We start from the raw sequence: 24,530 nt of genomic DNA, 5'->3' as shown, positions 1-24,530 counted from the left end.
AGAACAAAAATGGTTAATTTTAAGGAAGACGAAAGACTGACAACTCTGAATCATTCCTGTGCCCATGTTATGGCACAGGCTGTCAAGCATCTGTACCCTCATGCAAAATTCTGGGTAGGACCTGTGGTAAAGGAAGGATTCTATTATGATATCGATCTCGGCAACGATGTAGTCAATGATGAAGTGATCGCTGCCATCGAAAAAGAGATGAAGAAGATCTGTAAGGAAGGCAAGAAAATCTACAGAAGAGAAGTTTCCAAGGCAGAAGCCATGGAAATGTTCAAGGATGATATGTACAAGCTGGATCTGATCAGCAATCTGGAAGACGGCAACATCACTGTATACGATCAGGGTGATTTCACCGATCTGTGCCGTGGACCTCACGTAGACAACACCAAGCTGTGCAAGAACTTCAAACTGGTAAAACACTCCGGAGTATATTGGAAGGGCGATGCCAACAACCACGTAATGCAGCGTATCTACGGTGTCTGCTTCCCTACCGCAGAGGAACTGGAAGCACATCTGAAAGAGCTGGAAGAGGCCAAAGAGCGTGACCACAGAAAGATCGGCAAGGAAATGGAACTGTTCATGACTGATGATCTGGTAGGCCGCGGACTTCCCATGTTCCTTCCCAAGGGTTACACCGTATGGCAGGAGCTGGAGAATTATATCAAGGATAAAGAGAGAAGACTGGGCTATCTGCATGTTATGACCCCCTGTGTCGGTACTGTGAATCTGTACAAGACTTCCGGTCACTGGGATCACTACAAGGAGAACATGTTCCCTCCCATGGAAATGGAAGGAGAGTCCTTCGTACTGCGTCCCATGAACTGCCCTCACCACATGATGATCTACGCTAACACACAGCACTCCTACAAGGATCTGCCTATCCGTATCGGTGAGATCGCCCATGACTTCCGTTTTGAAGCCAGCGGAACCCTGAAGGGTATCGAAAGAGGCAGACATTTCTGCCAGAATGATGCCCATCTGTTCGTAACACCGGAGCAGATCGAGTCCGAGTTCTCCAAGGTAGTAGACCTGATCTTCAATACCTACAAGGATTTCGGTATTACCGATTACAGATGTGTCCTGTCTCTGAGAGATCCGGAGGACAAGGTAAAATATCACGATGATGATGAGATGTGGAACAATGCGGAGAATGCTCTGCGTAAGGTTCTGAATGATCTGGGCATCGAGTACACCGAGGAGATCGGTGAAGCTGCATTCTACGGACCGAAGCTGGATGTAAACGTAAAGCCCGCTGTAGGTAATGAGTACACCCTGTCTACCTGTCAGCTGGATTTCTGCCTGCCTGCAAAATTCAATCTGACCTATGTGGACAAGGACGGTCAGAAGAAGACTCCCGTGGTTCTGCACAGAGCAATCCTGGGATCTCTGGACAGATTCATGGCTTATATCCTGGAGGAGACCAAGGGCAACCTGCCTCTGTGGCTGGCTCCCGTACAGGCTATGATCCTGCCGGTCAAGAACGATGACGAAGAGCTGAATGCTTATGCCCATGATCTGTACGGTTATCTGCTGGACAATAACATCAGAGCGGACATCGATGAGAGAGCAGAGAAGCTGGGTTATCGTGTAAGAGAAGCACAGGTGAAAAAAATCCCTTACCTGATCATCTTAGGAAAACAGGAAGCACAGGACGGCACCGTAAGCTATCGTCTGCACGGACAGCAGAACACCACTACGGTATCCAGAGACGAATTCCTGGCTATGTTAAAGGATGAGATCGCAACCAAGAAGCTGAGCAAGTAAGCTGATTGCCGGATAAAATCAAGTAGGAAAATATGAAAATCGCCGTTTCCTTATAAAAATAAAAAGGGAGACGGCGATTTTTTGAATGGTATGACAAGAAACAGTATTTCGATATTAGTTTTTACGAGCAACGAGATGGGCACGCATTTTTGCCTGTGCCTCGAAAGAAACCACTTCAAAACCGGCAGTTTCCACAAATGAATAATTTTTTTAAATCTGCACAGACTATCCATGACGCGTGGCGGGACTGCATCGGCTCTTTTGCCGCGTGTCCTCTTTTAAAATTTTTAAAAATCAGAAAAAAGAAGACGAAGAGCCGCGGGACGGCGGCAGAAGGCGAGGGAGACATGGCAGATTTAAAATGTGTTGTGGAAAATTGTTCCTATAATAAGGATTGTCTGTGCAGCAAGGGAGACATCATGGTGGGAGGTAAGCATGCCTGTGATTGTGACGGCACCTGCTGCGAGAGCTTTGCGCAGAAGAGAGAGGGAAGAGAGTCTTTCAGTAATTCCCTGTCTCATCCAAGCCATACCATCAGTATCGACTGTGAGGCGGTAAAATGTATTTATAACAGCAATTACAAGTGTGTGGCGGATCATGTGGATATCAAGGGCTGCGGAGCCAGCGACTGCAGAGAGACCGCCTGTGCTACTTTTTCGGAAAAGTAAATCACGGAAAAGTAAATCAGTATTCCGGCTTGACAAATGTTCCGAAACTGCGGATAATAGAGCAAGTGATCGGATTCGGCGGGAGACCGCCGGTACATAGATTCTAGGGTAAAATAAAAAATAGAAAATATCGGAAACGGGGTTGACATCAGGAAAACTTCGTGGTATTCTATTTAAGCGTGTGAAGAACACGACACAACAAGCAGAGTATCCACTCTCACCTTACGGCGCAGGCTGGTAAGCGTTCAGATTTTTCATAGACAGAGAACTCGTTTGGAATTTGTTTGAATGAGGGCAGTCCGTGAAGGGAACAGGTGGATAGTTATGCTATCTGCTTTTTTTATTGTTTAACACATTTTCTTATGGAGGTACACAACCATTAGCGATTTAATGATTAATGAACAGATCAGAGACAAAGAAGTACGACTGATTGGAGAAGACGGAGAACAGCTCGGAATCGTTTCTTCCAGAGATGCTCTGAAGATGGCAGAGGAAGCGGGACTGGACCTGGTAAAGATTGCTCCTACGGCAAAGCCTCCTGTTTGTAAGATCGTGGATTACGGTAAGTACAAATACGAGCAGGTGAGAAAAGAGAAGGAAGCAAAGAAGAAGCAGAAAGTCATCGATATCAAGGAGATCAGACTTTCCCCCAATATCGATACTAACGATCTGAACACCAAGATCGGTGCAGCCAGGAAGTTCCTGACCAAGGGAGACAGAGTGAAGATCACCCTGAGATTCCGCGGCAGAGAGATGGCACACATGAACAACAGCAAGCATATCTTAGATGATATCGCACAGAGCCTGTCCGATATTGCGGTAGTGGAAAAAGCTCCCAAGGTAGAAGGCAGAAGCATGACCATGTTTTTAACTGAGAAGCGTTAATTCGTACAGTTAAAAAGTGCCGGGATCCGGCACGATAGATTAAGTAAAGTTTAGGAGGAACTCGTTATGCCCAAAATGAAGACAAGCAGAGCAGCAGCTAAGCGCTTTAAAGCAACAGGAACCGGTAAGTTAAAGAGATCTAAAGCTTACAAGAGCCATATCTTAACCAAGAAATCTACCAAGAGAAAACGTAATCTGAGAAAGCCTGCAATTACGGATGCAACTAATGTTAAGAATATGAAGAAGATTTTACCTTATTTATAATTCAGGCGAGGAGGAAATAAGACATGGCAAGAATTAAAGGTGGCTTAAATGCCAAGAAGAAACACAATAGAGTATTAAAGCTTGCAAAGGGCTACAGAGGCGCAAGAAGCAAGCAGTACAGAGTAGCAAAGCAGTCTGTTATGAGAGCTCTGACCAGCTCTTATGCAGGTAGAAAAGAGAGAAAGCGTCAGTTCAGACAGCTGTGGATCGCTCGTATCAACGCAGCAGCCAGAATGAACGGTTTATCCTACAGCAAATTCATGTATGGTCTGAAGCTTGCAGGCGTTGATATGAACAGAAAGATGCTGGCAGACCTGGCAGTTAACGATGCAGAAGGTTTCAAGACCCTTGCAGAGCTGGCTAAGTCCAAGATCGCGTAAATAATAGCAACTGTTAAGGCTGGACACACTGTTTTCGGATGGTGCGGACAGCCTTTCTTTTTGCAACTATTTGGAAGGAGACCATTATGATAAATCCCGGAATGATGATGAAACTGATGAATGCGAAGAATACCTTCGAGAGTAATCATCCCAAATTTGTAGCGTTTGTAAGCAGATTTTTTATGGGTGGAGCGATCACGGAAGGAACCATTATCGAGATCACGATCACAAGACCCGGTGAAGAGCCTGTGTCCACGAATCTGAAGGTACAGAAATCCGATCTGGATCTGGTAGAGGAGCTTAAGAATCTGAGATGAAGATAATATTTTTTGATATTGACGGAACCTTAATATGCGGAGGAAGTGAACTGATGTCAGAGAGCACGAAGGAAGCCATCCGCATCGCCAGAGCCAACGGTCATATCTGCATGATCAACACCGGGCGTACGAAACGGCTGGTAGGGGAAAATCTTACCGGACAGGTGGAATTCGACGGATTGTTATTGGGCTGCGGAACGGAGATTGAATTTCATGGAAAACAGCTGATGCACAAGACATTTTCCATGGAGGAGTCTAAGGCAATTCTGACAGCAATGAAAAAATATCATGTGGATGCGGTTCTGGAAGGCAGCAGGGAAGACTATGCTCCCAGAGGAGAAGAAGTATTTACCGAAACTTTCCGCCATATGGCACGTGAGATTGAGAATCGAAAATACGATCGCTATGCCAATGCACCGGGCAACTATGATAAATTATATGCCTATGCAGAGACTCCGGCGGGAATGGATGGAATGAAGCGTGACCTGTCGGAAATACTGGATTTTATTGATAGAGAACAAGGGTTTTACGAGATTGTCCCCAAAGGATATTCCAAGGCAACAGCAATCCGTTACATTACGGACTATTTGAAAATCCCCATGGAAGACACTGTGGCCATCGGAGACAGCAATAACGACCTGCCGATGTTAAAGTATGCCCACACCAGCATTGCTATGGGTAATTCCAGTAAACAGGTGTTGGAAACAGCAGATTATATCACCACGGACGTGGATAAAGACGGCATTTGGAACGCTCTGAAGTGGTTGGGAGTCTTGGATAAGTAAAAAGGATAAGCAAATAAGTAAAATGGTAAAAATGTAAAAATAGTAAAAATTAGGACTGGCAAAATAAAGGAACATGGAGTATAATATCTTATGTTCCTTTGCAGATATGGTTCATCGGTAGAACGCTAGCTTCCCAAGCTGGAAAGGCGGGTTCGATTCCCGTTATCTGCTTTTATATTTATAGAAAATGCGCAAAAACCTGTAGAAATGGGTCTTTGCGCATTTTGATTTTTTGTATTTTGACGTAATAGTTTGCAAAATGCAACATGGAATGCAACATGTTTTATTGGTTCAATTTTTGAAGAAGAGCATCCTGCAATACCTGTGAAAAATTTACATTCATGTCTGTAGCAGCTTCATTCAGCCATTCAGGAATGGAAAGAGTTTTTTTGATGGCTTTGGAGTTATGCTTTTTCTGGTATGCTATGAGGTCAAAGGGCACAATTATACAGAAGGTATCGGAAACTGCGGTGATGGCGTAGGGCTCTGTGGCGGGGGGAAGAGATTCCCTATTCTCTATACGGGAGACTACGGCAAGACCAAGCGCATCCCATGCCATTTCGTAGGCGTTCTGCATATTTTCCCCCTGCGTCATGCATTCGGGAAAATCTGGGAAGGTGATCCAAAATCCTCCTTCTTCCGCTTTATGGAAAAGTGCTGGATAAAAAAGTTTTTTCATTCTTATTCTCCTTACTGTGGCTGTTATTTTAAGCCGGCCTGTTTTAGTATTGCCTGTTCCAGGCCTTTTTTTATGCCTCTGCAATGATAAGGAACGATAACGGTTTTATGAGTGTCTGTGTTCTTCAGTTTTACATGGGAGCCATTTTGGCTGGTAACCGTAAAACCGTTTCTTAGTAGGAGTTTGATCATCTCCTGTGAGGTCATTGGCATCTTTGGTATCTCCTTTTCAACCTCAAAACCATTGTAATATGTAATATTACGTATGTCAATAAATAATACGTAATATTACATATAAAAAGAAAGAAGTAATAGTAGTGTGTTGGGGTAATATAAAACAGTAATTTTGAAAAACAGAATATTTCAGAATAGCATCAGCCGCCGAGTGTTCTACGGGATATTCAATAAGGTGAACCTAGACACTGGCGATACGGGCGAACCGCACTCCTCCCGGAACTGATGCCAAAGTTATTATATAACGATACGCTCAAGGACACAATGAGAAGTGTCAGTTTTGCGTATTTTTTTATGGGTTGACAATAATCCGATTTCGGATTATAATGCCGCTTAGTCCGATTTCGGATAAAAACAAACAGATGCAACGATGTAGTTACAGGAGGAAAGCGATATGGAAGAGGAAAGCAGAAAATCTTTTGCGCAGATCACATTGTACAATCAGCTGATCAAAGAGATGGATGACCTGTACCGGGTCTATGCAAAAAACTGTAATCTGTCGGAGACGGCTTTCTGGATTCTGTATTGTATCCGGGAACGGGAAAAAGAGGCGTTTACCCAGAGGGAGATCTGCGACTATTGGTTCTACACGCCCCAGACAGTGAATTCCGCACTGAAAAATATGACGGAGGAAGGTCTGCTTATTCTGCGGGCGGAGGAAGACAACCGCAAGAATAAGAGGATATATCTCACAGAGAAGGGGAAAGAGACTGTGGAGAGGATCGTGGTTCCGCTGATGGATGCGGAGCGCCGGGCATTGGCGGCGATAGGAGAGCAGGAGGCAGAAATATTACTGAAAACTATGAAAAAACATACGGAATTTTTCCGAGAAGAAATAGAGGAACTGACAAGACAAGGGGATCCCGCGTGATCGCAGGAACCTCCGATGATGACACGAAAACGATGCCTGCATAATGCGCAGAAGTATCTGTTGAGAAAGTGCCGGAAGGCATGCGGGTAATAGTAAGGCATGAGGTTATTATGAAAATACAGTTATCTGATCATTTTAGTTATAAACGGCTGCTGCGTTTCGTGGCACCTTCCATTTTAATGTTGTTATGTACTTCGGTGTACAGTATCGTCGATGGCTTTTTTGTATCCAACTATGTGGGAAAGACGCCTTTCGCCGCCCTGAATCTGGTGATGCCGGTGCTGATGGGTGTGGGAACTCTTGGATTCATGGCAGGTACCGGAGGAAGCGCCGTGGTCTCCATGACGCTGGGAGAAGGGAAAAAGGAACTGGCTAACGAATTTTTTTCGCTGATCGTATATGTGACACTGGCGGTGTCAATCGTGGTGGGATTCATCTGTTTTGTTTTGGCACCGCAGATCGCACTGGCACTGGGAGCAAACGGAGAACTGGAAGCGGACTGCGTGCGTTATTCCAGAATCTTGTTTTTGTCCTCCCCGGCATTTGTTATGCAGTATTTGTTCCAGAGCTTTTTTATCGCAGCGGAGAAGCCGACTTTGAGTTTAAAGGTAAATGTGATCGCAGGACTGACCAATGCGGTGTTAGACTATGTGTTGATCGTGGCATTTCCTTTGGGACTGGTGGGAGCAGCACTGGCTACCGCAGCGGGACAGCTCGTCGGCGGAATCATCCCTGTAATCTATTTTTCCAGAGAGAACGGCAGCTTACTGCAGCTGGGGAAGGCGAAGTGGCATGGAAAAGTCATCTGGCAGACTGTGACCAACGGATCTTCTGAGCTGGTGACAAATATCTCTACCTCTATCGTTAGCATCCTGTATAACTTCCAGCTGATGGAAGCAGCAGGCGAGAATGGTGTGGCGGCTTACGGCATCATCATGTACGTGGACATTATTTTCATGACCTTGTATCTGGGATATTCCCTGGGATCTGCTCCTATCGTCAGCTTCCATTACGGTGCGGGCAATCATGCGGAACTGAAAAATCTTTGCCGGAAAAGTCTGGTCATTATCTCGGCCGGCGGTGTGATTCTGCTGACCGCTTCTCAGATTCTGGCCGGACCGTTAGTAAAAATCTTCGCAAACTACGATCAGGAGTTATTGGAGATGACCACCTGGGGATTTCGGATCTATGCCATTGCTTTCATGGTCCGCGGCATGAACGTGTGGGGTTCCTCCTTCTTCACAGCCCTGAACAACGGAGCCGTATCCGCAGCAATCTCTTTCCTGCGTACCTTCGTGTTCCAGATCGTCATCGTGCTGATCCTGCCGAAACTGATCGGCATTACCGGTGTATGGCTGTCCATCGTACTGGCAGAGTTCCTGGCACTGTTTGTGACAATAGGATTCCTGATCGCCAAGAGAAAAAAATATCATTATGCATAACTATTCAAAGCCATGCAAACTGCGTTCTGCGAATGCTTCGGATTGTTTCCTTGACAGAAAAATGACAAATATTTATACTGAAAGTGCACTTTGTTCTCTATAAAAGCGCAGAAACGAGGAAATGAAAATGGGTGTTTTATCGAACTTAGAACCGAAGAAAGTATTTTACTATTTTGAAGAGATCACGAAGATCCCTCACGGCTCCGGCAATGTGGATCAGATCAGCGATTTCCTGGTGGACTTTGCGAAAGCACATAAGCTTTTCTATATACAGGATGCTATGAAAAATGTCATTATGGTCAAGGAGGCAACTCCCGGATACGAGAAGGAACCGGTGGTGATCCTGCAGGGACATATGGACATGGTAGCGGTGCAGACACCGGATTGCACCATGGATATGAAGACGGAAGGACTGAAGGTAGGGATCGACGGAGACAGCGTCTATGCGGAGAATACCAGCCTCGGCGGCGATGATGGTATTGCTGTGGCTTATGCACTGGCATTATTGGATTCCGAGGACATCAGGCATCCCCGTTTGGAAGTCATCATTACGGTGGATGAGGAAGTCGGTATGGACGGAGCCAGAGAGATTGACCTGTCTATGTTACAGGGTCATCGTATGATCAATCTGGATTCCGAGGACGAAGGCATTTTCCTGACCAGCTGTGCCGGTGGTGCCAGAGTGAACTGCCGTTTCCCGATGAAAAAACAGGAGCTTACGGGCGTGCGCTATGAGGTGGAAGTCTCCGGCCTCTTAGGAGGACATTCCGGCGGAGAGATACATAAGGAAAGAGGCAATTCCAATTGTATCCTGGGAAGACTTCTGTGGAAGCTGTCTGAGAAAATGCCTGTAGGACTGGTATCTGCGGACGGAGGACTGGCAGACAATGCCATCCCCAGACAGACGAAAGCAGTAGTCGTAGTAGAGGAAAAAGATACAGAAAGCTTAGAGCAGCAGGTAGCAGCTTTGGAAGCAGAACTGGGTGACGAACTTGCCACCAAGGATCCGGACGTAAAGGTAACCGCAAAAAGATTAGCAGACACTGCAGAGACAATCACCTGTGCTGCGCCGGAAGCTACAAAACGTGTGGCAGCCTTTTTGCAGGCGACTCCCAACGGCGTACAGGCGATGAGCGCAGATATGCCGGGGCTGGTACAGACTTCTCTGAATCTGGGTATACTGAAAGCAGATGTGGAAGTTTTGCGGGCAGAGTATTCTGTCAGAAGCAGCGTGGAAAGTGAGAAGGATAACCTGATCGCAAAGCTTTCTGCACTGGTGGAACTGACAGGCGGCGATTACGTGGTGACCGGAGATTATCCCGGCTGGAAATACCGTGTGCATTCTCCGTTGCGGGAAAAAATGGTGAAGCTGTATGCGGAAATGTACGGCACTGAGCCCAGGGTGGAGGCTATCCATGCAGGACTGGAGTGCGGACTGTTAGGCAGCAAAATCTCAGACCTTGACTGTGTATCCATGGGACCGGATATGAAGGATATTCATACGACCGAGGAGACCTTAAGCATATCTTCCACGAAGAGAGTGTGGGAATATCTGGTAAGGGTTCTGGAGACAAAGGACTGACTGAATTTGAGTAACAGAAAGTCTGGAGAATCAAATAAGATAGAAACAATCGAAAATGTAAAGAGTTAGCAAATAGAAAAAGCTAAAATATAAATAACGTTGGAGGAAATACACTGTCACGGCGGTGTCAATAAAAAATGAGCGATAAGATTTTATTTCAGTGTGACTATAATGAGGGAGCACATCCGAAAGTGTTGGAACGTCTGGTGCAGACCAATATGGAGCAGACACCGGGCTACAGTGAGGACAAATACTGTGAAGAGGCGCGCAAGAAGATCCGTAAGGCCTGTGGGGATGACAGCCTGGCAGTACATTTTCTGGTAGGTGGAACCCAGACCAATGTCACTGTGATCAATGCGGCACTTCGCAGGCACCAGGGCGTACTCTGCGCTGTTACAGGACATATCAATGTCCATGAGACCGGTGCGGTGGAAGCCTGCGGACATAAGGTACTGGGATTAGAAAGCCCTGACGGTAAGATCACGGCAGCGCAGGTAGCAGAGGCTTATGAAGCCCATATTCACAACGGTAGCTTTGAGCATATGGTACAGCCGAAAATGGTATATATTTCCAATCCTACCGAGGTGGGAACCATTTACAGTAAAGCAGAGCTGACCGCTCTGTCCGAGACCTGTCACAAATACGGACTGTATCTGTTCTTAGACGGTGCCAGACTGGGTTACGGACTGGCAGCACCGGACAACGATCTGACATTGCCGGATATCGCTGCGCTTTGTGATGTGTTTTATATTGGTGGAACCAAGGTCGGCGCATTGTTCGGAGAAGCAGTAGTGATCAAAAACCCGGAGCTTGCACAGGATTTCCGATATCTCATCAAGCAGAACGGCGGCATGCTGGCCAAGGGAAGACTGCTGGGGCTGCAGTTTGATGCGCTTTTTACAGATGGTCTCTATCAGGAGATCTCCGCCCATGCCATTGCCATGGCGGAGAAGCTGCGGGAAGCATTTACGGCAAAGGGTTACACATATCTGGCACCCAACCGGACGAACCAGATCTTCGTCATTGTTCCGGATGCACACCTGGCAAAGATTTCAGAACAGTTTGAGTACAGCTATGACCAGCGGATCGATGCCACACACAGCTGCGTGCGATTCTGTACCGGTTGGGCCACGAAGGAAGAAAATGTGGATGCACTGATCCGGTGCGTGGAAAAATTATAATATGTTTGGAAGATTCCGCAAGCCGGGAAAGGTTTGCGGAATTTTAAAAATCAGTAATCAATGAGGTATAGAACAGAGGAGAAAACACATGGATAAAGAAATGACCAATGCCATTCAGTTAAGCATCATTTCAGTGGTTATTGGGCATTGTTTGTTAGTTTAACGATTATAGGAATTGTAAAAATACTGATGGTCTATTTCAAATTTGAACAAGGTAAAAAGATAATTACCGCTTTGTCTGTAGGACTTAGTATAATTGCTGTTTTGTTTTTGGCTATGGCAAGAGAGCCGTATGCGATAACCGTAATGTTCTTATTATTGTTTATTAAAAGCGGTCTGCTTTATAAACAAGCTAAGGCAGGTCAATGCGATATCCAATGAGGTCTTCTGTTAATCGGTCAATGAAGGTGGCATATGAAGGATAAATCATTGGGAAATGGTTTATGGAAAGGGGACGGGAAATGACAGAAAACAGTTATAATACACCCTGTGGCTGCATTCATTATTTTGTAAATATAATAGACAAGCAGAAAATTACGTTAGTGTTTTTACCGGGACTTACGGCAGACCATAGGCTTTTTGAAAAGCAGACAGAATATTTTGAGAAGAGACAGAATGTGTTTGTATGGGATGCACCATCACATGCATTATCCAGACCATTTACGAATAATTACAGTCTGTCTGACATGGCAGAATGGCTTTATGAAATCTTAGTAAAAGAAGAAATTTATAATCCCATAATTATCGGTCAGTCTATGGGGGGATATCTGGCTCAAATGTATATGGAATTATATCCGGATAAGATAAAAGGCTTTATCTCCATTGATTCCGCACCTCTTCAAAAGTCTTATATGACCGCAGTGGAAATATGGCTTCTTGAAAGAGCAGAGCCATTATATAAGATATATCCATGGAAAGTGCTTCTTAGGGCAGGGTCAAGAGGGTGCGCAGAGACGGATTATGGTCAGAATCTTATGCGGAAGATGATGATGTCCTATGATTCAGATCCTGAAGAATATGCAAGGCTCGCCGGTTTTGGTTACAGGATGCTTGCTGAGGCAATCAAAGCAGATCTGCCATATCGTATCAGTTGTCCGGCACTTCTTATCTGTGGAGAAAAGGATAAAGCAGGTTCAGCAAAAAGCTATAATAAGAAATGGCATCAGAGAGAAGGTTTACCGCTTAAATGGATAAAAAATGCCGGTCATAATTCCAATACTGACCAACCGGATGAAGTAAACAGACTGATAGAAAAATTTTTCAGCGAGGTAGATGGGAAAGGAGTGTCTGGATGATTAAGTGGAGCTCATAAGCATGCTGAAATTGTGTTTGTTAAGCCCCGCTAAATCTTGAGTACTAGGGCTTAATTTATAATTTCTTTGTGCTAAGCCCCGTTGAAACTTAGAAAGTGGGGCGTAAATTTTTAAAATGTTTCAGATAAGCCCCGTTGGCGTTCTGAAAGCGGGGCGTAAATCTTAAAATGTTTCAGATAAGCCCCGTTGGCGTTCTGAAAGCGGGGCGTAAATCTTTAAAATGTTTCAGATAAGCCCCGTTGGCGTTCTGAAAGCGGGGCGTAAATCTTTAAAATGTTTCAGATAAGCCCCGTTAGTGTTTCGATAGTGGGGCGTAATCTACCAAAATTCTACAGTATACCCCGATGACTTCCAAGCAGAAAGATTCAATACGCATATGTGGCTATAGGGAAACACCAAAAGGAAACATAGAGGAAATCAGAAAAGTACCATGATACAACATGAAATGTAACACAAAAAAGTCCTTGAAAATCAAGGACTTTACAATGAATCGGAGTGGCGGGATTCGAACTCGCGACCTCCGCCTCCCTAAGACGGCGCTCTAACCAAGCTGAGCCACACCCCGGAACGAAGACTATCATAGCATAGAATTTTATAAAAAGCAAGCCATTTTTTAAATTTTTCAAATTTTTTCTACAATTTTCCAAAGCAGCAAATAAAATACAAAACAAAAGACGTCAAAACCTCGTAAAAAGATTTTGACGCCTATACATGGATCGGAGTGGCGGGATTCGAACTCGCGACCTCCGCCTCCCTAAGACGGCGCTCTAACCAAGCTGAGCCACACCCCGAAACGCAAGTAAGATAATACCATGGAATTTTACAAAAAGCAAGAGTTTTTTTATAAAAAGTTAATTTGCCCATTTTGAGTCTATTGTCGTACAATATAATGAGTATAAGGAAGTCTACATGTTTACATGATTGACGAACGACAACCTTAGCGAATGAATATCCTGTGAAGTAAGATGTAGAGTACGATGGTACGAATGCGTGAGCTTATAATAGAATTACATAAGCTATATCGAGGAAGAACAGAAAATAATACATAAAACAGTGGAGGACAGGCTATGGCCAATACAACGAAACTGGCGTTGGAAGCAGCTTTGAAAAAAGAACTTCTCACGAAGTCTCTGGATAAGATCACCATTAACGAACTTGCAGAGGATTGCGGCATCAGCCGGATGGCTTTTTACTATCATTTCAAGGACATCTATGATCTGGTAGAGTGGGTCTGCGTGGAAGACGGCACGAAGGCACTGCAGGGGAAGAAGACCTACGAGAACTGGCAAGAAGGCTTCTGCCAGATTTTCGAGGCAGTGCAGGAGAATAAACCTTTCATTATGAATGTCTACCGCTGCGTGGATCGCCAGAAGATCGAAAGCTACTTAAACAAGTTGACCTACCAGCTCATTGCGGACGTGGTGGAGGAAAAGTGCACCGGCATGCAGGTAGCGGAGGAACACAAGGAATTCATTGCCGGATTTTACAAATACGGTTTTGTGGGTGTGATGTTAGACTGGATTGATCGGGGAATGAAGGACGATTATCATAAGATCGTTGAAGAACTGGCAATCACTCTTTACGGAAACATCAGCCGCTCCATCGAGAATTTTGAGCACACGGAAAAGAAATTCTGAAATAGTATAAGTACTTTACAAAAAGGGCAGGATGATAAAAACTTTATCATTTATCCTCTTTTGTAAATTGGTTTTCTTATAAAAAAGAAGTAGGATACTACTTGTAAACAGAAAAACATTTGAGAGTCATCAAAGAAAGGTGGTAATCATTATGGCAAAAAAGAATAATATCGGACTGGGACTGGCAGCGCTGGCAGTAGGTGCAGGCGCAGTGGCAGCAGTAACCAAGGGACATAAGGCAGAGGTGAAGAAAGAAGAGAGAAAGGCAGCCGTCAAGGCAGCAAAGCAGGACTACCGAAACACTGAACTTGGCAGATATGACAAAAACAGCAAAGGCATCTATTATTCCAACGGTAACTACGAAGCCTTCGCACGACCTAAGAAGCCCGCAGGAGTGGATGAGAAGAACGCTTACATCGTAGGCAGCGGTCTGGCATCTTTAGCAGCAGCGTGCTTCCTGGTACGTGACGGACAGATGCCCGGTTCCCATATTCACATCTTAGAGGCAATGGATATCGCAGGCGGTGCCTGTGACGGTATTTTTGATCCTGCCAGAGGCTACGTCATGCGTGGCGGACGTGAGATGGAGAACCATTTTGAATGTCTGTGGGATCTGTTCCGCAGCATTCCCTCTCTGGAAGTACCCGGAGCCAGCGTGCTGGATGAGTATTACTGGCTGAACAAGGAAGATCCCAACTATTCCCTGTGCCGTGCAACGAAGGATTGTGGACAGGATGCCCATACCGATGGCAAATTCAATCTAAGCCAGAAGGGCTGCATGGAGATCATGAAGCTGTTCATGACCAAGGACGAGGATCTGTATGACAAGACCATCGAAGATGTTTTCGATGATGAAGTATTTAACTCCACCTTCTGGTTATATTGGAGAACCATGTTCGCTTTCGAGAACTGGCACAGCGCACTGGAAATGAAGCTTTACTTCCAAAGATTTATCCATCATATTTCCGGATTGCCTGACTTCAGTGCCCTGAAGTTCACCAAGTACAACCAGTACGAGTCTCTGATCCTTCCTATGAAGAAGTATCTGGAGGCAGCAGGTGTGGACTTCCAGTTCAACACCGAAGTGACAAATGTTATTTTCGATATCAATGACGGCAAAAAGGTGGCAAAGGCTATCGAGTGCAAGGTAAAAGGTGTAGAGAAGGGCATTGTCCTCACCGAGAACGACCTGGTATTCGTTACCAACGGAAGCTGTACCGAGGGTACTATCTACGGTGACCAGAACCATGCACCCAACGGTGACGCGGAGGTTCGCACCAGTGGCGTATGGAGCCTGTGGAAAAATATCGCAAAACAGGATCCTTCCTTCGGACATCCCGAGAAGTTCTGTTCTGATGTCTCCAAGACTAACTGGGAATCCGCTACCGTGACCACACTGGATGACAAGATCATTCCTTATATCACCAATATCTGCAAGCGTGACCCCAGAAGCGGTAAGGTCGTAACCGGCGGTATCGTAAGCTGCCAGGATTCCAAGTGGCTCATGAGCTGGACAATCAACCGTCAGGGACAGTTCAAGGAACAGGACAAAAATCAGGTATGTGTATGGGTATACGGTCTGTTTACCGACGTACCCGGCGATTATATTAAGAAGCCCATGAAGGATTGTACCGGTAAAGAGATCACCGAAGAGTGGCTGTATCACTTAGGTGTGCCCGTAGAAGATATCGAGGATCTGGCAGAGCACAGCGCAGTCTGCGTACCTACCATGATGCCTTATATTACCGCATTCTTCATGCCCAGAACCAAGGGTGACCGTCCCGATGTCATTCCCGACGGCTGTGTGAACTTCGCTTTCTTAGGCCAGTTTGCAGAGACCCCGAGAGACACCGTGTTCACCACAGAGTATTCCGTGAGAACCGCTATGGAGGCTGTCTACGGACTGTTAGGTGTAGACAGAGGTGTGCCTGAGGTATGGGGAAGTGTATATGATGTCAGAGAGTTATTGGACAGCAGCGTGAAGCTGATGGATGGCATGTCTCCTCTGGAGATTGAACTGCCCGGACCTTTAAATGCACTGAAGAAGCCGCTGCTTCGCGTAGTGAAGGGCACTGTAGTGGAAAAACTGCTGCGTGACCACAATGTGATCAAAGACGGCATGCTGGATTAGAATTGTATATGGAATAAAAGTGCAAAGACTCCCATCGGAAAAAACCGGTGGGAGTTTTTTATGCAAAAAGCTTCTGTAAAAACCATGTAAAGAAAGTTGAACAATTGTAAGCGGTTACATAATACTAAAGTACTAGATAAAACATACAAAAACGCAACTACAAAATTTTACAATATGCACGAAAATCGGTAGTCTGTCAAAAAATTATCAATTTCGGCTTGATATTCTATTGGTAGATTGTTACAATATCAAAGTACTAAAAACCGAGGCCGAAATGCTCCGGTAATGGTTTGGGTTACAAAGTTTTGTCAAAAATATTATAAAAAGGGAGACAAAGAAGTATGAAGAAATGGGTATATTTGTTTACCGAAGGTAATGCAAACATGCGCGAACTGCTTGGTGGTAAGGGCGCGAATCTGGCTGAGATGACCAACATTGGTCTGCCGGTTCCTCAGGGCTTCACCATTACAACAGAGGCATGTACACAGTATTATGAAGATGGACGCGAGATCAATGAAGAGATCCAGGGTCAGATCAACGAGTACATTACTAAGATGGAAGAGATCACCGGCAAAAAGTTCGGCGACCACGAGAATCCTTTGTTAGTATCCGTTCGTTCCGGCGCGAGAGCATCCATGCCCGGTATGATGGATACCATTCTGAACCTTGGTCTGAATGAGACCGTTGTTAACGTAATCGCTGAGAAGTCCGGCAACCCTCGTTGGGCTTGGGACTGCTATAGAAGATTTATCCAGATGTATTCCGACGTTGTTATGGAAGTAGGTAAGAAGTACTTCGAGCAGCTGATCGATGCAATGAAAGAGAAGAAGGGTGTTAAGCAGGACGTTGAGCTTACCGCTGATGATCTGAAGGAACTGGCTGGCCAGTTCAAGGCTGAGTACAAGGCTAAGATCGGTGTAGACTTCCCTGATGATCCCAAGGAACAGCTGATGGGCGCTATCAAAGCTGTATTCCGTTCTTGGGACAACCCGCGTGCAAACGTTTATCGTCGTGACAACGATATCCCTTATTCCTGGGGTACTGCTGTTAACGTTCAGTCTATGGCATTCGGTAACATGGGTGATGACTGTGGTACCGGTGTTGCATTTACCAGAGATCCGGCTACCGGTGCTAAGGGCCTGTTCGGTGAGTTCCTGACCAACGCACAGGGTGAGGACGTAGTAGCAGGTGTTCGTACACCTATGAAGATCGCTGAGATGGCTGACAAATTCCCTGAGGCATTTGCTCAGTTCCAGGAAGTATGTAAGACTCTGGAAGATCATTACAGAGATATGCAGGATATGGAGTTCACTGTTGAGCATGGTAAGTTGTACATGTTACAGACCAGAAACGGTAAGAGAACCGCTCAGGCAGCTCTGAAGATCGCTTGTGATCTGGTAGATGAGGGCATGAGAACCGAGGAAGAGGCAGTTGCAATGATCGATCCTCGTAACCTGGATACTCTGTTACATCCTCAGTTCGATACCGCTGCTCTGAAGGCTGCAACTCCTATCGGTAAGGGTCTTGGTGCTTCTCCCGGAGCTGCATGTGGTAAGATCGTATTCACCGCAGAAGATGCAGAAGAATGGCATGCAAGAGGAGAGAGAGTTGTTCTGGTTCGTCTGGAGACCTCTCCTGAAGATATCACCGGTATGAAGGCTTCCCAGGGTATCCTGACCGTTCGTGGTGGTATGACCTCTCACGCAGCAGTAGTTGCTCGTGGTATGGGTACCTGCTGTGTATCCGGTTGTGGCGATATCGCTATGGATGAGGAGAACAAGCAGTTCACTCTGGCTGGCAAGACCTTCCATGAAGGTGACTGGCTGTCCATCGATGGTACTACCGGTAACATCTATGATGGCGAGATCAAGACTGTTGATGCTACCATCGCCGGTGAGTTCGGCCGTGTAATGGCTTGGGCTGACAAATATCGTAAGTTAAAAGTTCGTACCAATGCAGATACTCCTGCAGACGCTAAGAAGGCTCGTGAGCTGGGCGCTGAAGGAATCGGTCTGTGCCGTACTGAGCATATGTTCTTCGAAGAGGACAGAATCGCAGCATTCCGTGAGATGATCTGTTCCGACACTGTAGAGGAGAGAGAAGCAGCACTGGAGAAGATTCTGCCTTATCAGCAGAACGACTTCAAGCAGCTGTATGAGGCTCTGGAGGGCAACCCTGTTACCATCCGTTTCCTGGATCCGCCTCTGCATGAGTTCGTTCCTACCGAGGAAGCTGACATTGAGAAGCTGGCTAAGGCACAGGGCAAGAGCGTAGAGACCATCAAGACCATCATCGCTTCTCTGCATGAGTTCAACCCTATGATGGGTCACAGAGGATGCCGTCTGGCTGTTACTTATCCTGAAATTGCCAAGATGCAGACCAAGGCTGTTATCCGTGCGGCAATCGAGGTTAAGAAGGCACATCCCGATTGGAATGTAGAGCCCGAGATCATGATCCCTCTGGTATGTGAAGTGAAGGAGCTTAAGTTCGTTAAGAAGGTAGTTGTCGAGACAGCTGATGCTGAGATTGCAGCTGCCGGTGTAGATATGAAGTACGAAGTAGGTACCATGATCGAGATCCCCAGAGCAGCTCTGACTGCTGATGAGATCGCTAAGGAAGCTGATTTCTTCTGCTTCGGTACCAACGACCTGACCCAGATGACCTTCGGCTTCTCCCGTGATGATGCAGGTAAGTTCCTGAACGCTTACTATGATACCAAGATCTTCGAGAACGATCCGTTCGCTAAGCTGGATCAGACCGGTGTCGGCAAGCTGATGGAGATGGCTATCAAGCTTGGTAAGCCTGTAAATCCTAAGCTGCACGTTGGTATCTGTGGTGAGCACGGTGGAGATCCTTCTTCCGTAGAGTTCTGCCACAAGATTGGTCTGGATTATGTATCCTGCTCACCTTTCCGTGTACCTATCGCAAGACTGGCTGCAGCACAGGCTGCTATCGCCGATAAGTAATTTGGCGGTAAACACGCAGATCTGAGAGGGTATTGCGCAAGCAATAAATTGGGGTATATGAGAATAAGATGAGAACCTCATTACTGATAGAAATATCAGTAATGAGGTTCTTTTTTGTTACTATTTCGTCTGAATTAAAGCACGATATTTCCGTCCCGGTCGATTGATGTCGTTTTTGGGTCGATTGGTGCAATCTGCCGCTTATTTTCTGGAAATGCTGTTATAATAAACACAACTCAGATTTATAGAAATCGGAAGTACAGAAGAAAGGGGAAAGAGAATGAGAAAAACAAAATTTTTAGGAAAGGTGCTTAGCCTGGCGCTTGTTGTTACATTGATAGCAGGTATGGTGCCGGAGATGCGCACGAAAGCAGCAGAGGGTGAAAACTCGGGCTGGATACAGGTGACGGAGGACAATAAAGACGACTTGGACACAAAGGTAGCCGTTTTGGACAATTTGAGCCAGACTACATATGATAATTTTATTTTTAATGCTGAATGGGCTCATAGTTATATTAAGTCAAGTAAAAACGAGTATTACATATTAGGAAAAAAGGGTGGAAAATATATATGCCTTTATGGTGCGGACATTGAAGTTCGTTCTAAGACTCTTGATACTATAGATATTTCTGTAGCTAATCATTACTTTTTCCCTTCACAGGAAGTTAAATTAAATCTTGACGGCGGTGAGTGGAAGACAGATACTATAACAACGGTAGCAGGAGTATTTACAGATCTTCCGATACCTACGAAAGAGGGCTATATATTTACTGGGTGGTATGAAGATCCTCAGAGTGAAGACCCCCAAAGTAATAAGGAGGACATATCATTAAGAAGCGTATATAATGGAAGAACGGAAATTAATGCGCACTGGTGCAAAAAATGGCCTGAAGGAAGTAAAGACTGGGTGAAAGCAACGACCATAAAAGAACTGGAAAGTGCTGACCTGCCTTTCTTTACCTTGTCAGAAGCAAAAAAGTTTGCGAATGAATATCTTGTGCAACATCCGTACCCAAATGATGCATATGCTGTTATTATAGGAAGAATTTATAATTTTGATACCGTATGTTATATTACTTATAACACCGCAAAAGGAGGTGTAGGCTATAACCCGGTTCCGGAAAGTCTGGAACAAAACTGGATGAGTAAGTATACCTATTATGTTTTGAGAACTCCGGGCACAACATCGGATGATTCTGAAAATCCATCGGTAACCCCGACTCCGGCACCTGCTCCTGTGACCCCGACAACTGCACCGTCCGCCGGAGACACCAGCAGTGATTCCTCTGACTCCGGCTCATCAGCTCCTGAACCGGTACTGACCACCACAAATATCGCAGGAGAGCAGATCACCGGATGGGATGCCATTACAAAAGTGATCTCTACCCAGACAAAAGACAAGCAGCAGAATGTATCCGGTGCCAACCAGGATCTGCTTCATGTAGATGCCAGCGGCTTTGACAAGACAATTCCTGCAGCAACAGTGAAAGCAGTGTCCACCTCAGCTCTGCGTGGCCTGCATGTATTCATCAGCAACTCAGATGCAGTAACCTTCCTTGCAAAGAGCAAGTTGTCCGGTTACAAGGAAACCAACTTTGAACATAAGGATACTGTTACAGAGCATTCCAGAACCATCGACTTTACCAACAAACAGGCATTGGGTACAAACGTTGTATTCCATACCACAGTACCTGTGAAAAACGGAGAAGTGACGGTTTACAAGGTAGATGCCAACGGCAGAACCCGCATTGTCAAGACAGTTTCGAATGCAGGCGGACAGGTATGCTTCCCGATTACCGAGACAGCAACCTATGTATTGGAATACTGATCTGCGATAGTTGAATCCCATATTTTACAGCACCCCCCGCTACAGGAATAAAAACCTGTGGCGGGGGGTGCTTTTACTGCAAACGCGATTCCTTGTAAAAAAATGTAAAAACGTAAAAAATGTAAAAATGTAAAAACCATAGCAAACATGTCGGAAAATGATGATTTCATAAAAATATTCATGCATTTTAATGCAAAAACGGCACAAAAACATATTGAATTTTACATGAATAATAATTATACTATATTCAGGACCTTTAAGGAGGATGGATCATGTATAGAAAAATCATGGGTTTTCTGGAAGCATGGAAAGAAAATGAACACCGCAAACCTCTTATTTTGCAGGGGGCAAGACAGGTGGGGAAGACTTATTCTATTTTAGAGTTCGGGCGAATTCATTATGAAAATGTAGCCTATTTCAATTTTGAAACGAATCCAAAACTGAATGAAACCTTTGAGGAAAAGATCAGTCCTGATTATTTGATACCGATTTTATCTCATATTGCAGGTCAGACGATTGTAAAAGAAAAAACATTGATTGTATTTGACGAGGTACAGCTTTGCGAAAGGGCTTTAACGTCATTGAAATATTTTTGTGAGGATGCCCCGGATTATCATATTATTGTGGCAGGCAGCCTGTTGGGCGTTGCCGTCAACAGAGCAAAATTTTCATTTCCCGTTGGTACGGTTGATATGAAAACGCTGTATCCGATGGATATGGAAGAATTTATGATTGCTGTGAGAGAGGATGAACTTGTAGAGCAGATTAAAAAATGTTTTGAAACGAATCGGCCGATGCCATCCGCACTCCATGATGTAGCCATGCAGCTTTACCGTCAGTATCTTGTGGTAGGCGGTATGCCAGAGTGTGTGATGCAGTTTGTCCAGACAGGGGATTATATCCTGATCCGCCATACGCAGGATACCATTCTGACAAGTTATCTGAATGATATGGGCAAATACAATAATCTGAATGAAATTAAGAAAACCAGACTTGCCTATGATAATATTACGGTTCAGCTTTCCAAGAAAAATACCCGCTTTCAATATAAGCTGATCAAAAAGGGTGGACGTGCTTCTGAATTTGAAAATGCGATTGAATGGCTCTGTCTGTCGGGAATTGCGTCACAGGTCTATAGGGTAGAGCAGATCAAGAAGCCTTTGGAAAATTATCGGGATATTGATGCGTTTAAGATTTACGTTTCGGATCTGGGGCTGCTTTGCGCCAAGAAGGATTTGGCTGCAAACGATATTCTCTATATGGTGGAGGAACTGAATGATTTTAAAGGTGGCATGACAGAAAATTATGTCAATGTACAGCTTGCCATCAATGGTTATAACACTTACTACTGGGAATCCGAGCGTGGGGCTGAAATAGATTTCGTTATCCAGCGGGATGGTCAGCTGATCCCGATTGAGGTGAAATCCGCCGATAATACCAGAGCCAAAAGCTTAAAGGTCTATATGGATACCTATAAGCCGGCTTACGCGATCAAACTTTCCGCGAAAAACTTTGCGTTTGAGGACAACAAAAAGGTGGTTCCGCTTTATGCGGCATTTTGTATTTGAACCGTGGGCATACTGATAAGAATTCAAGAACCGCATTACTGATAGAAATATCGGTAATGTGGTTCTTTTTTGCATAGAACATGAAGGAGAATCCGTTGCATTGAATTTGAGGTGAAGTCTATAATGAAACTAACTATATTTCGTGATGACTGAAAAATATAAAAAATTATATAAGAACAGAGGGATTGCGATGGGGATTTCACTGGTGGGAACGTGGAAGGTAATATTGACGGATGGAACGGCAGCGCAGATGCATCTGCCGGGAACTTTGGACGAGAGCGGCATCGGTCACAGAGACGTCGGAGCGAATCAATGGCACCCGGATGCGGCGCTGGGTAACGCTGAGGTTTTGCAGAACTGGTGCAGGAGCGTACCGGAGGACGGATCCACATCATCGTGGAGAGTGAAGCAAAACTGGGTTCGGAAAGCGAAGTACTGGAACAGATCAAATACGGCGGGATCGCTTTTGCAAGAGTTTCCCTGTCGCAGATCGCAGAACAGGCACCGGAGATGAATGTACTGCAATTGCCGTATCTGTACAGAGATTCGGAGCATATGTGGAGGGTATTGGACGGAGAAATCCTGCGGGAATGTGCCAGAGAGTCTGCGGAATATGAAAGAGTACTCTGGAAAGACAGAGAGGAACAGTCCAGACAGACCGCCATTGCCAACGGAACTTGTGTGAGCACCCTTTCTGCGGAAGAAAAAGAACGAGGGAATCAAGTTCCAGCGTATTGATGCGGATGTGACCGATGCCCTGAAGTCCAAGACTTCCAAGAAGGCCGAGAAAGAGATGGAAGAGCAGGCGGAGAGCATCAGCAAGCTGTATTCCATGCCCGGTATGGACATGAGTGCCTTCGGCGGTGAGGGAGAGACCCTGATCCTGAATGCCAGCCATCCTCTGGTACAGTACATTACTGAGCACCAGGATGGTGAGAATGCAGAAATGATCTGCGAGCAGCTGTACGATCTGGCAAAGCTTCAGCACGCACCTCTGTCTGCCGATGCCATGACCAAGTTCGTGGCAAGAAGCAATGACATTATGATGCTGCTGACTAAATAATAAGATAGCTTGTGAAGTAGACAGGTAAAAGCAAAAGGAACTGCAATGTGTGTTTATACACAGGCTACAGTTCCTTTTTTGGAATGTGGAGACGGAGAATGCGACAGAGGCATAGTGTTATCTTTACGATATTGACTGGGAGAGATCCCGGTCATTTTTTTGAAAAATTTAAAGAAATAGGCATAGCTGGAGAAGCCGAGAAGTTCCTGTACCTCGGTGACGGTCCGGCCCTCTGCCAGCATCGTCTGGGCGAGGTTAGCCCGCTGCACGGAGATATAATGCCCGATGGTGGCATGGGTATGTTCCTTGAACAGGCGCCCGAGATAGTCCTTGTTTAGGTAGAATTCTGCAGCAATGCTTTCCAGGGTCAGTGGCTCTGTCAGATGCCGGTTGATAAAGGCCATGACCTCATTGATGTTTTTCTGGGACTGGGAAATAGAACGCTGTCCGGTAGAAGATGCCTGTAGGCCGTGCTGGATCCGGCTATCCAGTATACTTAGCAGAGAGAAAAAATCCGCATAGGCAGAAAGGGAGGGCTGAGGATGCAGCTGCAAATAGTGATCCAACTGACTGCAGAGCCCGGTAAGCCCGGTGGGAGAAAGCCGGAGGATCGCAGGAGAGAAAGCCGGATCTGCATAAGGCATGAGTCCGGAACCGGCTCCAAGGACAGTATACAGCCAGTCGCTGTTAATATTCAGGACGTAGCGCTCATAGATGGTCAGCTTCTGATTGAACAGCTGATGCACATGGTGAGGCGGAATGATGATCAGAGATCCTTTCGAAACACTGGAGACAGTGTCGTCTAAGAGGACATCCGGGAGATCGGACATTGTAAGATATATTTCCAGAGCGTTGTGCGTATGCGGTCTGGCAGGAGAAGAGGTTCCGTTGTTGCGGTAAGCCAGTTCATAGGGTGCATCAATTGTAAAATAGGGAATAGTCATTTGGGTTTTCATAGGCACTC

At 45.5% G+C, this 24,530-nt stretch carries 22 protein-coding genes and 3 tRNA genes; 20 read left to right on the top strand and 5 right to left on the bottom strand.

What is annotated here, in order from left to right; genetic code table 11:
* The first annotated feature begins 9 nt into the window (after positions 1 to 9).
* The 8 genes from thrS (at position 10) to DWZ61_RS08825 (ending at position 5,243) form a co-directional block, all read left to right on the top strand.
* Positions 10 to 1,773: a threonine--tRNA ligase gene (thrS, locus tag DWZ61_RS08860; protein ID WP_117465031.1), complete on the top strand. Its 1,764-nt coding sequence runs from the start codon at positions 10 to 12 to the stop codon at positions 1,771 to 1,773.
* Positions 1,774 to 2,120: 347 nt separating this feature from the next.
* Positions 2,121 to 2,441, top strand: coding sequence for a DUF1540 domain-containing protein (locus DWZ61_RS08855; RefSeq protein ID WP_117465143.1), 321 nt, complete (start codon positions 2,121 to 2,123; stop codon positions 2,439 to 2,441).
* A 390-nt stretch (positions 2,442 to 2,831) separates the two neighbouring features.
* Positions 2,832 to 3,326, top strand: coding sequence for a translation initiation factor IF-3 (infC, locus tag DWZ61_RS08850; RefSeq protein ID WP_022153560.1), 495 nt, complete (start codon positions 2,832 to 2,834; stop codon positions 3,324 to 3,326).
* Positions 3,327 to 3,392: 66 nt separating this feature from the next.
* Complete coding sequence (rpmI, locus tag DWZ61_RS08845) at positions 3,393 to 3,590, top strand: 50S ribosomal protein L35 (RefSeq protein WP_022153561.1); 198 nt, start codon at positions 3,393 to 3,395, stop codon at positions 3,588 to 3,590.
* Between the two features lie 23 nt (positions 3,591 to 3,613).
* Positions 3,614 to 3,970: a 50S ribosomal protein L20 gene (gene rplT / locus DWZ61_RS08840; protein ID WP_022153562.1), complete on the top strand. Its 357-nt coding sequence runs from the start codon at positions 3,614 to 3,616 to the stop codon at positions 3,968 to 3,970.
* 86 nt (positions 3,971 to 4,056) lie between these two features.
* On the top strand, positions 4,057 to 4,287 hold the full coding sequence (locus DWZ61_RS08835) for a hypothetical protein (protein WP_172594763.1): 231 nt from the start codon (positions 4,057 to 4,059) through the stop codon (positions 4,285 to 4,287).
* The gene (locus DWZ61_RS08830) at positions 4,284 to 5,072 is read left to right on the top strand and encodes an HAD family hydrolase (protein WP_118538110.1); all 789 of its coding nucleotides are present in this window, start codon (positions 4,284 to 4,286) and stop codon (positions 5,070 to 5,072) included. Before DWZ61_RS08835 ends, DWZ61_RS08830 begins: the two co-directional genes overlap by 4 nt.
* A 100-nt stretch (positions 5,073 to 5,172) precedes the next feature.
* Positions 5,173 to 5,243 (top strand) — tRNA-Gly (locus DWZ61_RS08825).
* A 112-nt stretch (positions 5,244 to 5,355) separates the two neighbouring features.
* Here DWZ61_RS08825 and DWZ61_RS08820 read toward each other — a convergent pair.
* Together DWZ61_RS08820 and DWZ61_RS08815 are read right to left on the bottom strand one after the other, a co-directional pair.
* Complete coding sequence (locus DWZ61_RS08820) at positions 5,356 to 5,751, bottom strand: type II toxin-antitoxin system HicB family antitoxin (RefSeq protein WP_118538109.1); 396 nt, start codon at positions 5,749 to 5,751, stop codon at positions 5,356 to 5,358.
* 23 nt (positions 5,752 to 5,774) lie between these two features.
* Entirely contained in the window at positions 5,775 to 5,963 is a 189-nt protein-coding gene (locus DWZ61_RS08815; protein ID WP_118538108.1) for a type II toxin-antitoxin system HicA family toxin, read from the bottom strand.
* Between the two features lie 415 nt (positions 5,964 to 6,378).
* On the opposite strand from DWZ61_RS08815, the gene DWZ61_RS08810 reads away from it, so the two are divergent.
* The 5 genes from DWZ61_RS08810 (at position 6,379) to DWZ61_RS08785 (ending at position 12,355) form a co-directional block, all read left to right on the top strand.
* Positions 6,379 to 6,855: a MarR family transcriptional regulator gene (locus DWZ61_RS08810; protein WP_118538107.1), complete on the top strand. Its 477-nt coding sequence runs from the start codon at positions 6,379 to 6,381 to the stop codon at positions 6,853 to 6,855.
* 110 nt (positions 6,856 to 6,965) lie between these two features.
* Complete coding sequence (locus DWZ61_RS08805) at positions 6,966 to 8,297, top strand: MATE family efflux transporter (protein ID WP_118538106.1); 1,332 nt, start codon at positions 6,966 to 6,968, stop codon at positions 8,295 to 8,297.
* 127 nt (positions 8,298 to 8,424) lie between these two features.
* Complete coding sequence (locus DWZ61_RS08800; RefSeq protein ID WP_118538105.1) at positions 8,425 to 9,879, top strand: aminoacyl-histidine dipeptidase; 1,455 nt, start codon at positions 8,425 to 8,427, stop codon at positions 9,877 to 9,879.
* A gap of 137 nt (positions 9,880 to 10,016) precedes the next feature.
* Positions 10,017 to 11,060, top strand: coding sequence for a low specificity L-threonine aldolase (locus tag DWZ61_RS08795; protein ID WP_118538104.1), 1,044 nt, complete (start codon positions 10,017 to 10,019; stop codon positions 11,058 to 11,060).
* Positions 11,061 to 11,503: 443 nt separating this feature from the next.
* Positions 11,504 to 12,355, top strand: a complete 852-nt coding sequence (locus tag DWZ61_RS08785) for an alpha/beta hydrolase (RefSeq protein ID WP_347475428.1) — start codon at positions 11,504 to 11,506, stop codon at positions 12,353 to 12,355.
* Positions 12,356 to 12,863: 508 nt separating this feature from the next.
* Here the strand turns inward: DWZ61_RS08785 and DWZ61_RS08780 are convergent.
* Positions 12,864 to 12,938, bottom strand: a tRNA-Pro gene (locus DWZ61_RS08780).
* 147 nt (positions 12,939 to 13,085) lie between these two features.
* Positions 13,086 to 13,165 (bottom strand) — tRNA-Pro (locus DWZ61_RS08775).
* A gap of 275 nt (positions 13,166 to 13,440) precedes the next feature.
* Here DWZ61_RS08775 and DWZ61_RS08770 point away from each other — a divergent pair.
* From DWZ61_RS08770 to DWZ61_RS08740, 7 genes are all read left to right on the top strand, one after another.
* Positions 13,441 to 14,010, top strand: coding sequence for a TetR/AcrR family transcriptional regulator (locus tag DWZ61_RS08770; protein ID WP_118504311.1), 570 nt, complete (start codon positions 13,441 to 13,443; stop codon positions 14,008 to 14,010).
* Between the two features lie 151 nt (positions 14,011 to 14,161).
* A complete protein-coding gene (locus DWZ61_RS08765; protein WP_118504313.1) occupies positions 14,162 to 16,141 on the top strand; it encodes an oleate hydratase in 1,980 nt (659 codons plus the stop codon).
* A gap of 341 nt (positions 16,142 to 16,482) precedes the next feature.
* A complete protein-coding gene (gene ppdK, locus DWZ61_RS08760; protein WP_118538103.1) occupies positions 16,483 to 19,107 on the top strand; it encodes a pyruvate, phosphate dikinase in 2,625 nt (874 codons plus the stop codon).
* 280 nt (positions 19,108 to 19,387) lie between these two features.
* A complete protein-coding gene (locus tag DWZ61_RS08755) occupies positions 19,388 to 20,935 on the top strand; it encodes an InlB B-repeat-containing protein (protein ID WP_118538102.1) in 1,548 nt (515 codons plus the stop codon).
* A gap of 272 nt (positions 20,936 to 21,207) precedes the next feature.
* On the top strand, positions 21,208 to 22,503 hold the full coding sequence (locus DWZ61_RS08750; protein ID WP_118538101.1) for an ATP-binding protein: 1,296 nt from the start codon (positions 21,208 to 21,210) through the stop codon (positions 22,501 to 22,503).
* Positions 22,504 to 22,863: 360 nt separating this feature from the next.
* Positions 22,864 to 23,241: a TRAP transporter substrate-binding protein DctP gene (dctP, locus tag DWZ61_RS08745; RefSeq protein WP_227734025.1), complete on the top strand. Its 378-nt coding sequence runs from the start codon at positions 22,864 to 22,866 to the stop codon at positions 23,239 to 23,241.
* Between the two features lie 7 nt (positions 23,242 to 23,248).
* The gene (locus tag DWZ61_RS08740) at positions 23,249 to 23,566 is read left to right on the top strand and encodes a hypothetical protein (protein WP_182427038.1); all 318 of its coding nucleotides are present in this window, start codon (positions 23,249 to 23,251) and stop codon (positions 23,564 to 23,566) included.
* Positions 23,567 to 23,619: 53 nt separating this feature from the next.
* Here the strand turns inward: DWZ61_RS08740 and DWZ61_RS08735 are convergent, their stop codons facing one another.
* The gene (locus DWZ61_RS08735; protein ID WP_118538099.1) at positions 23,620 to 24,522 is read right to left on the bottom strand and encodes an AraC family transcriptional regulator; all 903 of its coding nucleotides are present in this window, start codon (positions 24,520 to 24,522) and stop codon (positions 23,620 to 23,622) included.
* Positions 24,523 to 24,530: the final 8 nt, after the last annotated feature.

It is taken from the genome of Clostridium sp. AF34-10BH, assembly GCF_003478095.1.
In the GTDB taxonomy this organism is placed as follows: Bacteria; Bacillota; Clostridia; order Lachnospirales; family Lachnospiraceae; genus Acetatifactor; species Acetatifactor acetigignens.
The sequence above is the reverse complement of the archived record's forward strand: the minus strand, read 5'-3'. Positions and strand labels throughout refer to the sequence as shown.

Bases quoted from the DNA above. Each gene is read 5' to 3' on its own strand.
- thrS (WP_117465031.1), top strand. From the start codon at position 10: ATGGTTAATTTTAAGGAAGACGAAAGACTGACAACTCTGAATCATTCC.
- DWZ61_RS08855 (WP_117465143.1), top strand. From the start codon at position 2,121: ATGGCAGATTTAAAATGTGTTGTGGAAAATTGTTCCTATAATAAGGAT.
- infC (WP_022153560.1), top strand. From the start codon at position 2,832: ATGATTAATGAACAGATCAGAGACAAAGAAGTACGACTGATTGGAGAA.
- rpmI (WP_022153561.1), top strand. From the start codon at position 3,393: ATGCCCAAAATGAAGACAAGCAGAGCAGCAGCTAAGCGCTTTAAAGCA.
- rplT (WP_022153562.1), top strand. From the start codon at position 3,614: ATGGCAAGAATTAAAGGTGGCTTAAATGCCAAGAAGAAACACAATAGA.
- DWZ61_RS08835 (WP_172594763.1), top strand. From the start codon at position 4,057: ATGATAAATCCCGGAATGATGATGAAACTGATGAATGCGAAGAATACC.
- DWZ61_RS08830 (WP_118538110.1), top strand. From the start codon at position 4,284: ATGAAGATAATATTTTTTGATATTGACGGAACCTTAATATGCGGAGGA.
- DWZ61_RS08820 (WP_118538109.1), bottom strand. From the start codon at position 5,751: ATGAAAAAACTTTTTTATCCAGCACTTTTCCATAAAGCGGAAGAAGGA.
- DWZ61_RS08815 (WP_118538108.1), bottom strand. From the start codon at position 5,963: ATGCCAATGACCTCACAGGAGATGATCAAACTCCTACTAAGAAACGGT.
- DWZ61_RS08810 (WP_118538107.1), top strand. From the start codon at position 6,379: ATGGAAGAGGAAAGCAGAAAATCTTTTGCGCAGATCACATTGTACAAT.
- DWZ61_RS08805 (WP_118538106.1), top strand. From the start codon at position 6,966: ATGAAAATACAGTTATCTGATCATTTTAGTTATAAACGGCTGCTGCGT.
- DWZ61_RS08800 (WP_118538105.1), top strand. From the start codon at position 8,425: ATGGGTGTTTTATCGAACTTAGAACCGAAGAAAGTATTTTACTATTTT.
- DWZ61_RS08795 (WP_118538104.1), top strand. From the start codon at position 10,017: ATGAGCGATAAGATTTTATTTCAGTGTGACTATAATGAGGGAGCACAT.
- DWZ61_RS08785 (WP_347475428.1), top strand. From the start codon at position 11,504: ATGGAAAGGGGACGGGAAATGACAGAAAACAGTTATAATACACCCTGT.
- DWZ61_RS08770 (WP_118504311.1), top strand. From the start codon at position 13,441: ATGGCCAATACAACGAAACTGGCGTTGGAAGCAGCTTTGAAAAAAGAA.
- DWZ61_RS08765 (WP_118504313.1), top strand. From the start codon at position 14,162: ATGGCAAAAAAGAATAATATCGGACTGGGACTGGCAGCGCTGGCAGTA.
- ppdK (WP_118538103.1), top strand. From the start codon at position 16,483: ATGAAGAAATGGGTATATTTGTTTACCGAAGGTAATGCAAACATGCGC.
- DWZ61_RS08755 (WP_118538102.1), top strand. From the start codon at position 19,388: ATGAGAAAAACAAAATTTTTAGGAAAGGTGCTTAGCCTGGCGCTTGTT.
- DWZ61_RS08750 (WP_118538101.1), top strand. From the start codon at position 21,208: ATGTATAGAAAAATCATGGGTTTTCTGGAAGCATGGAAAGAAAATGAA.
- DWZ61_RS08735 (WP_118538099.1), bottom strand. From the start codon at position 24,522: ATGAAAACCCAAATGACTATTCCCTATTTTACAATTGATGCACCCTAT.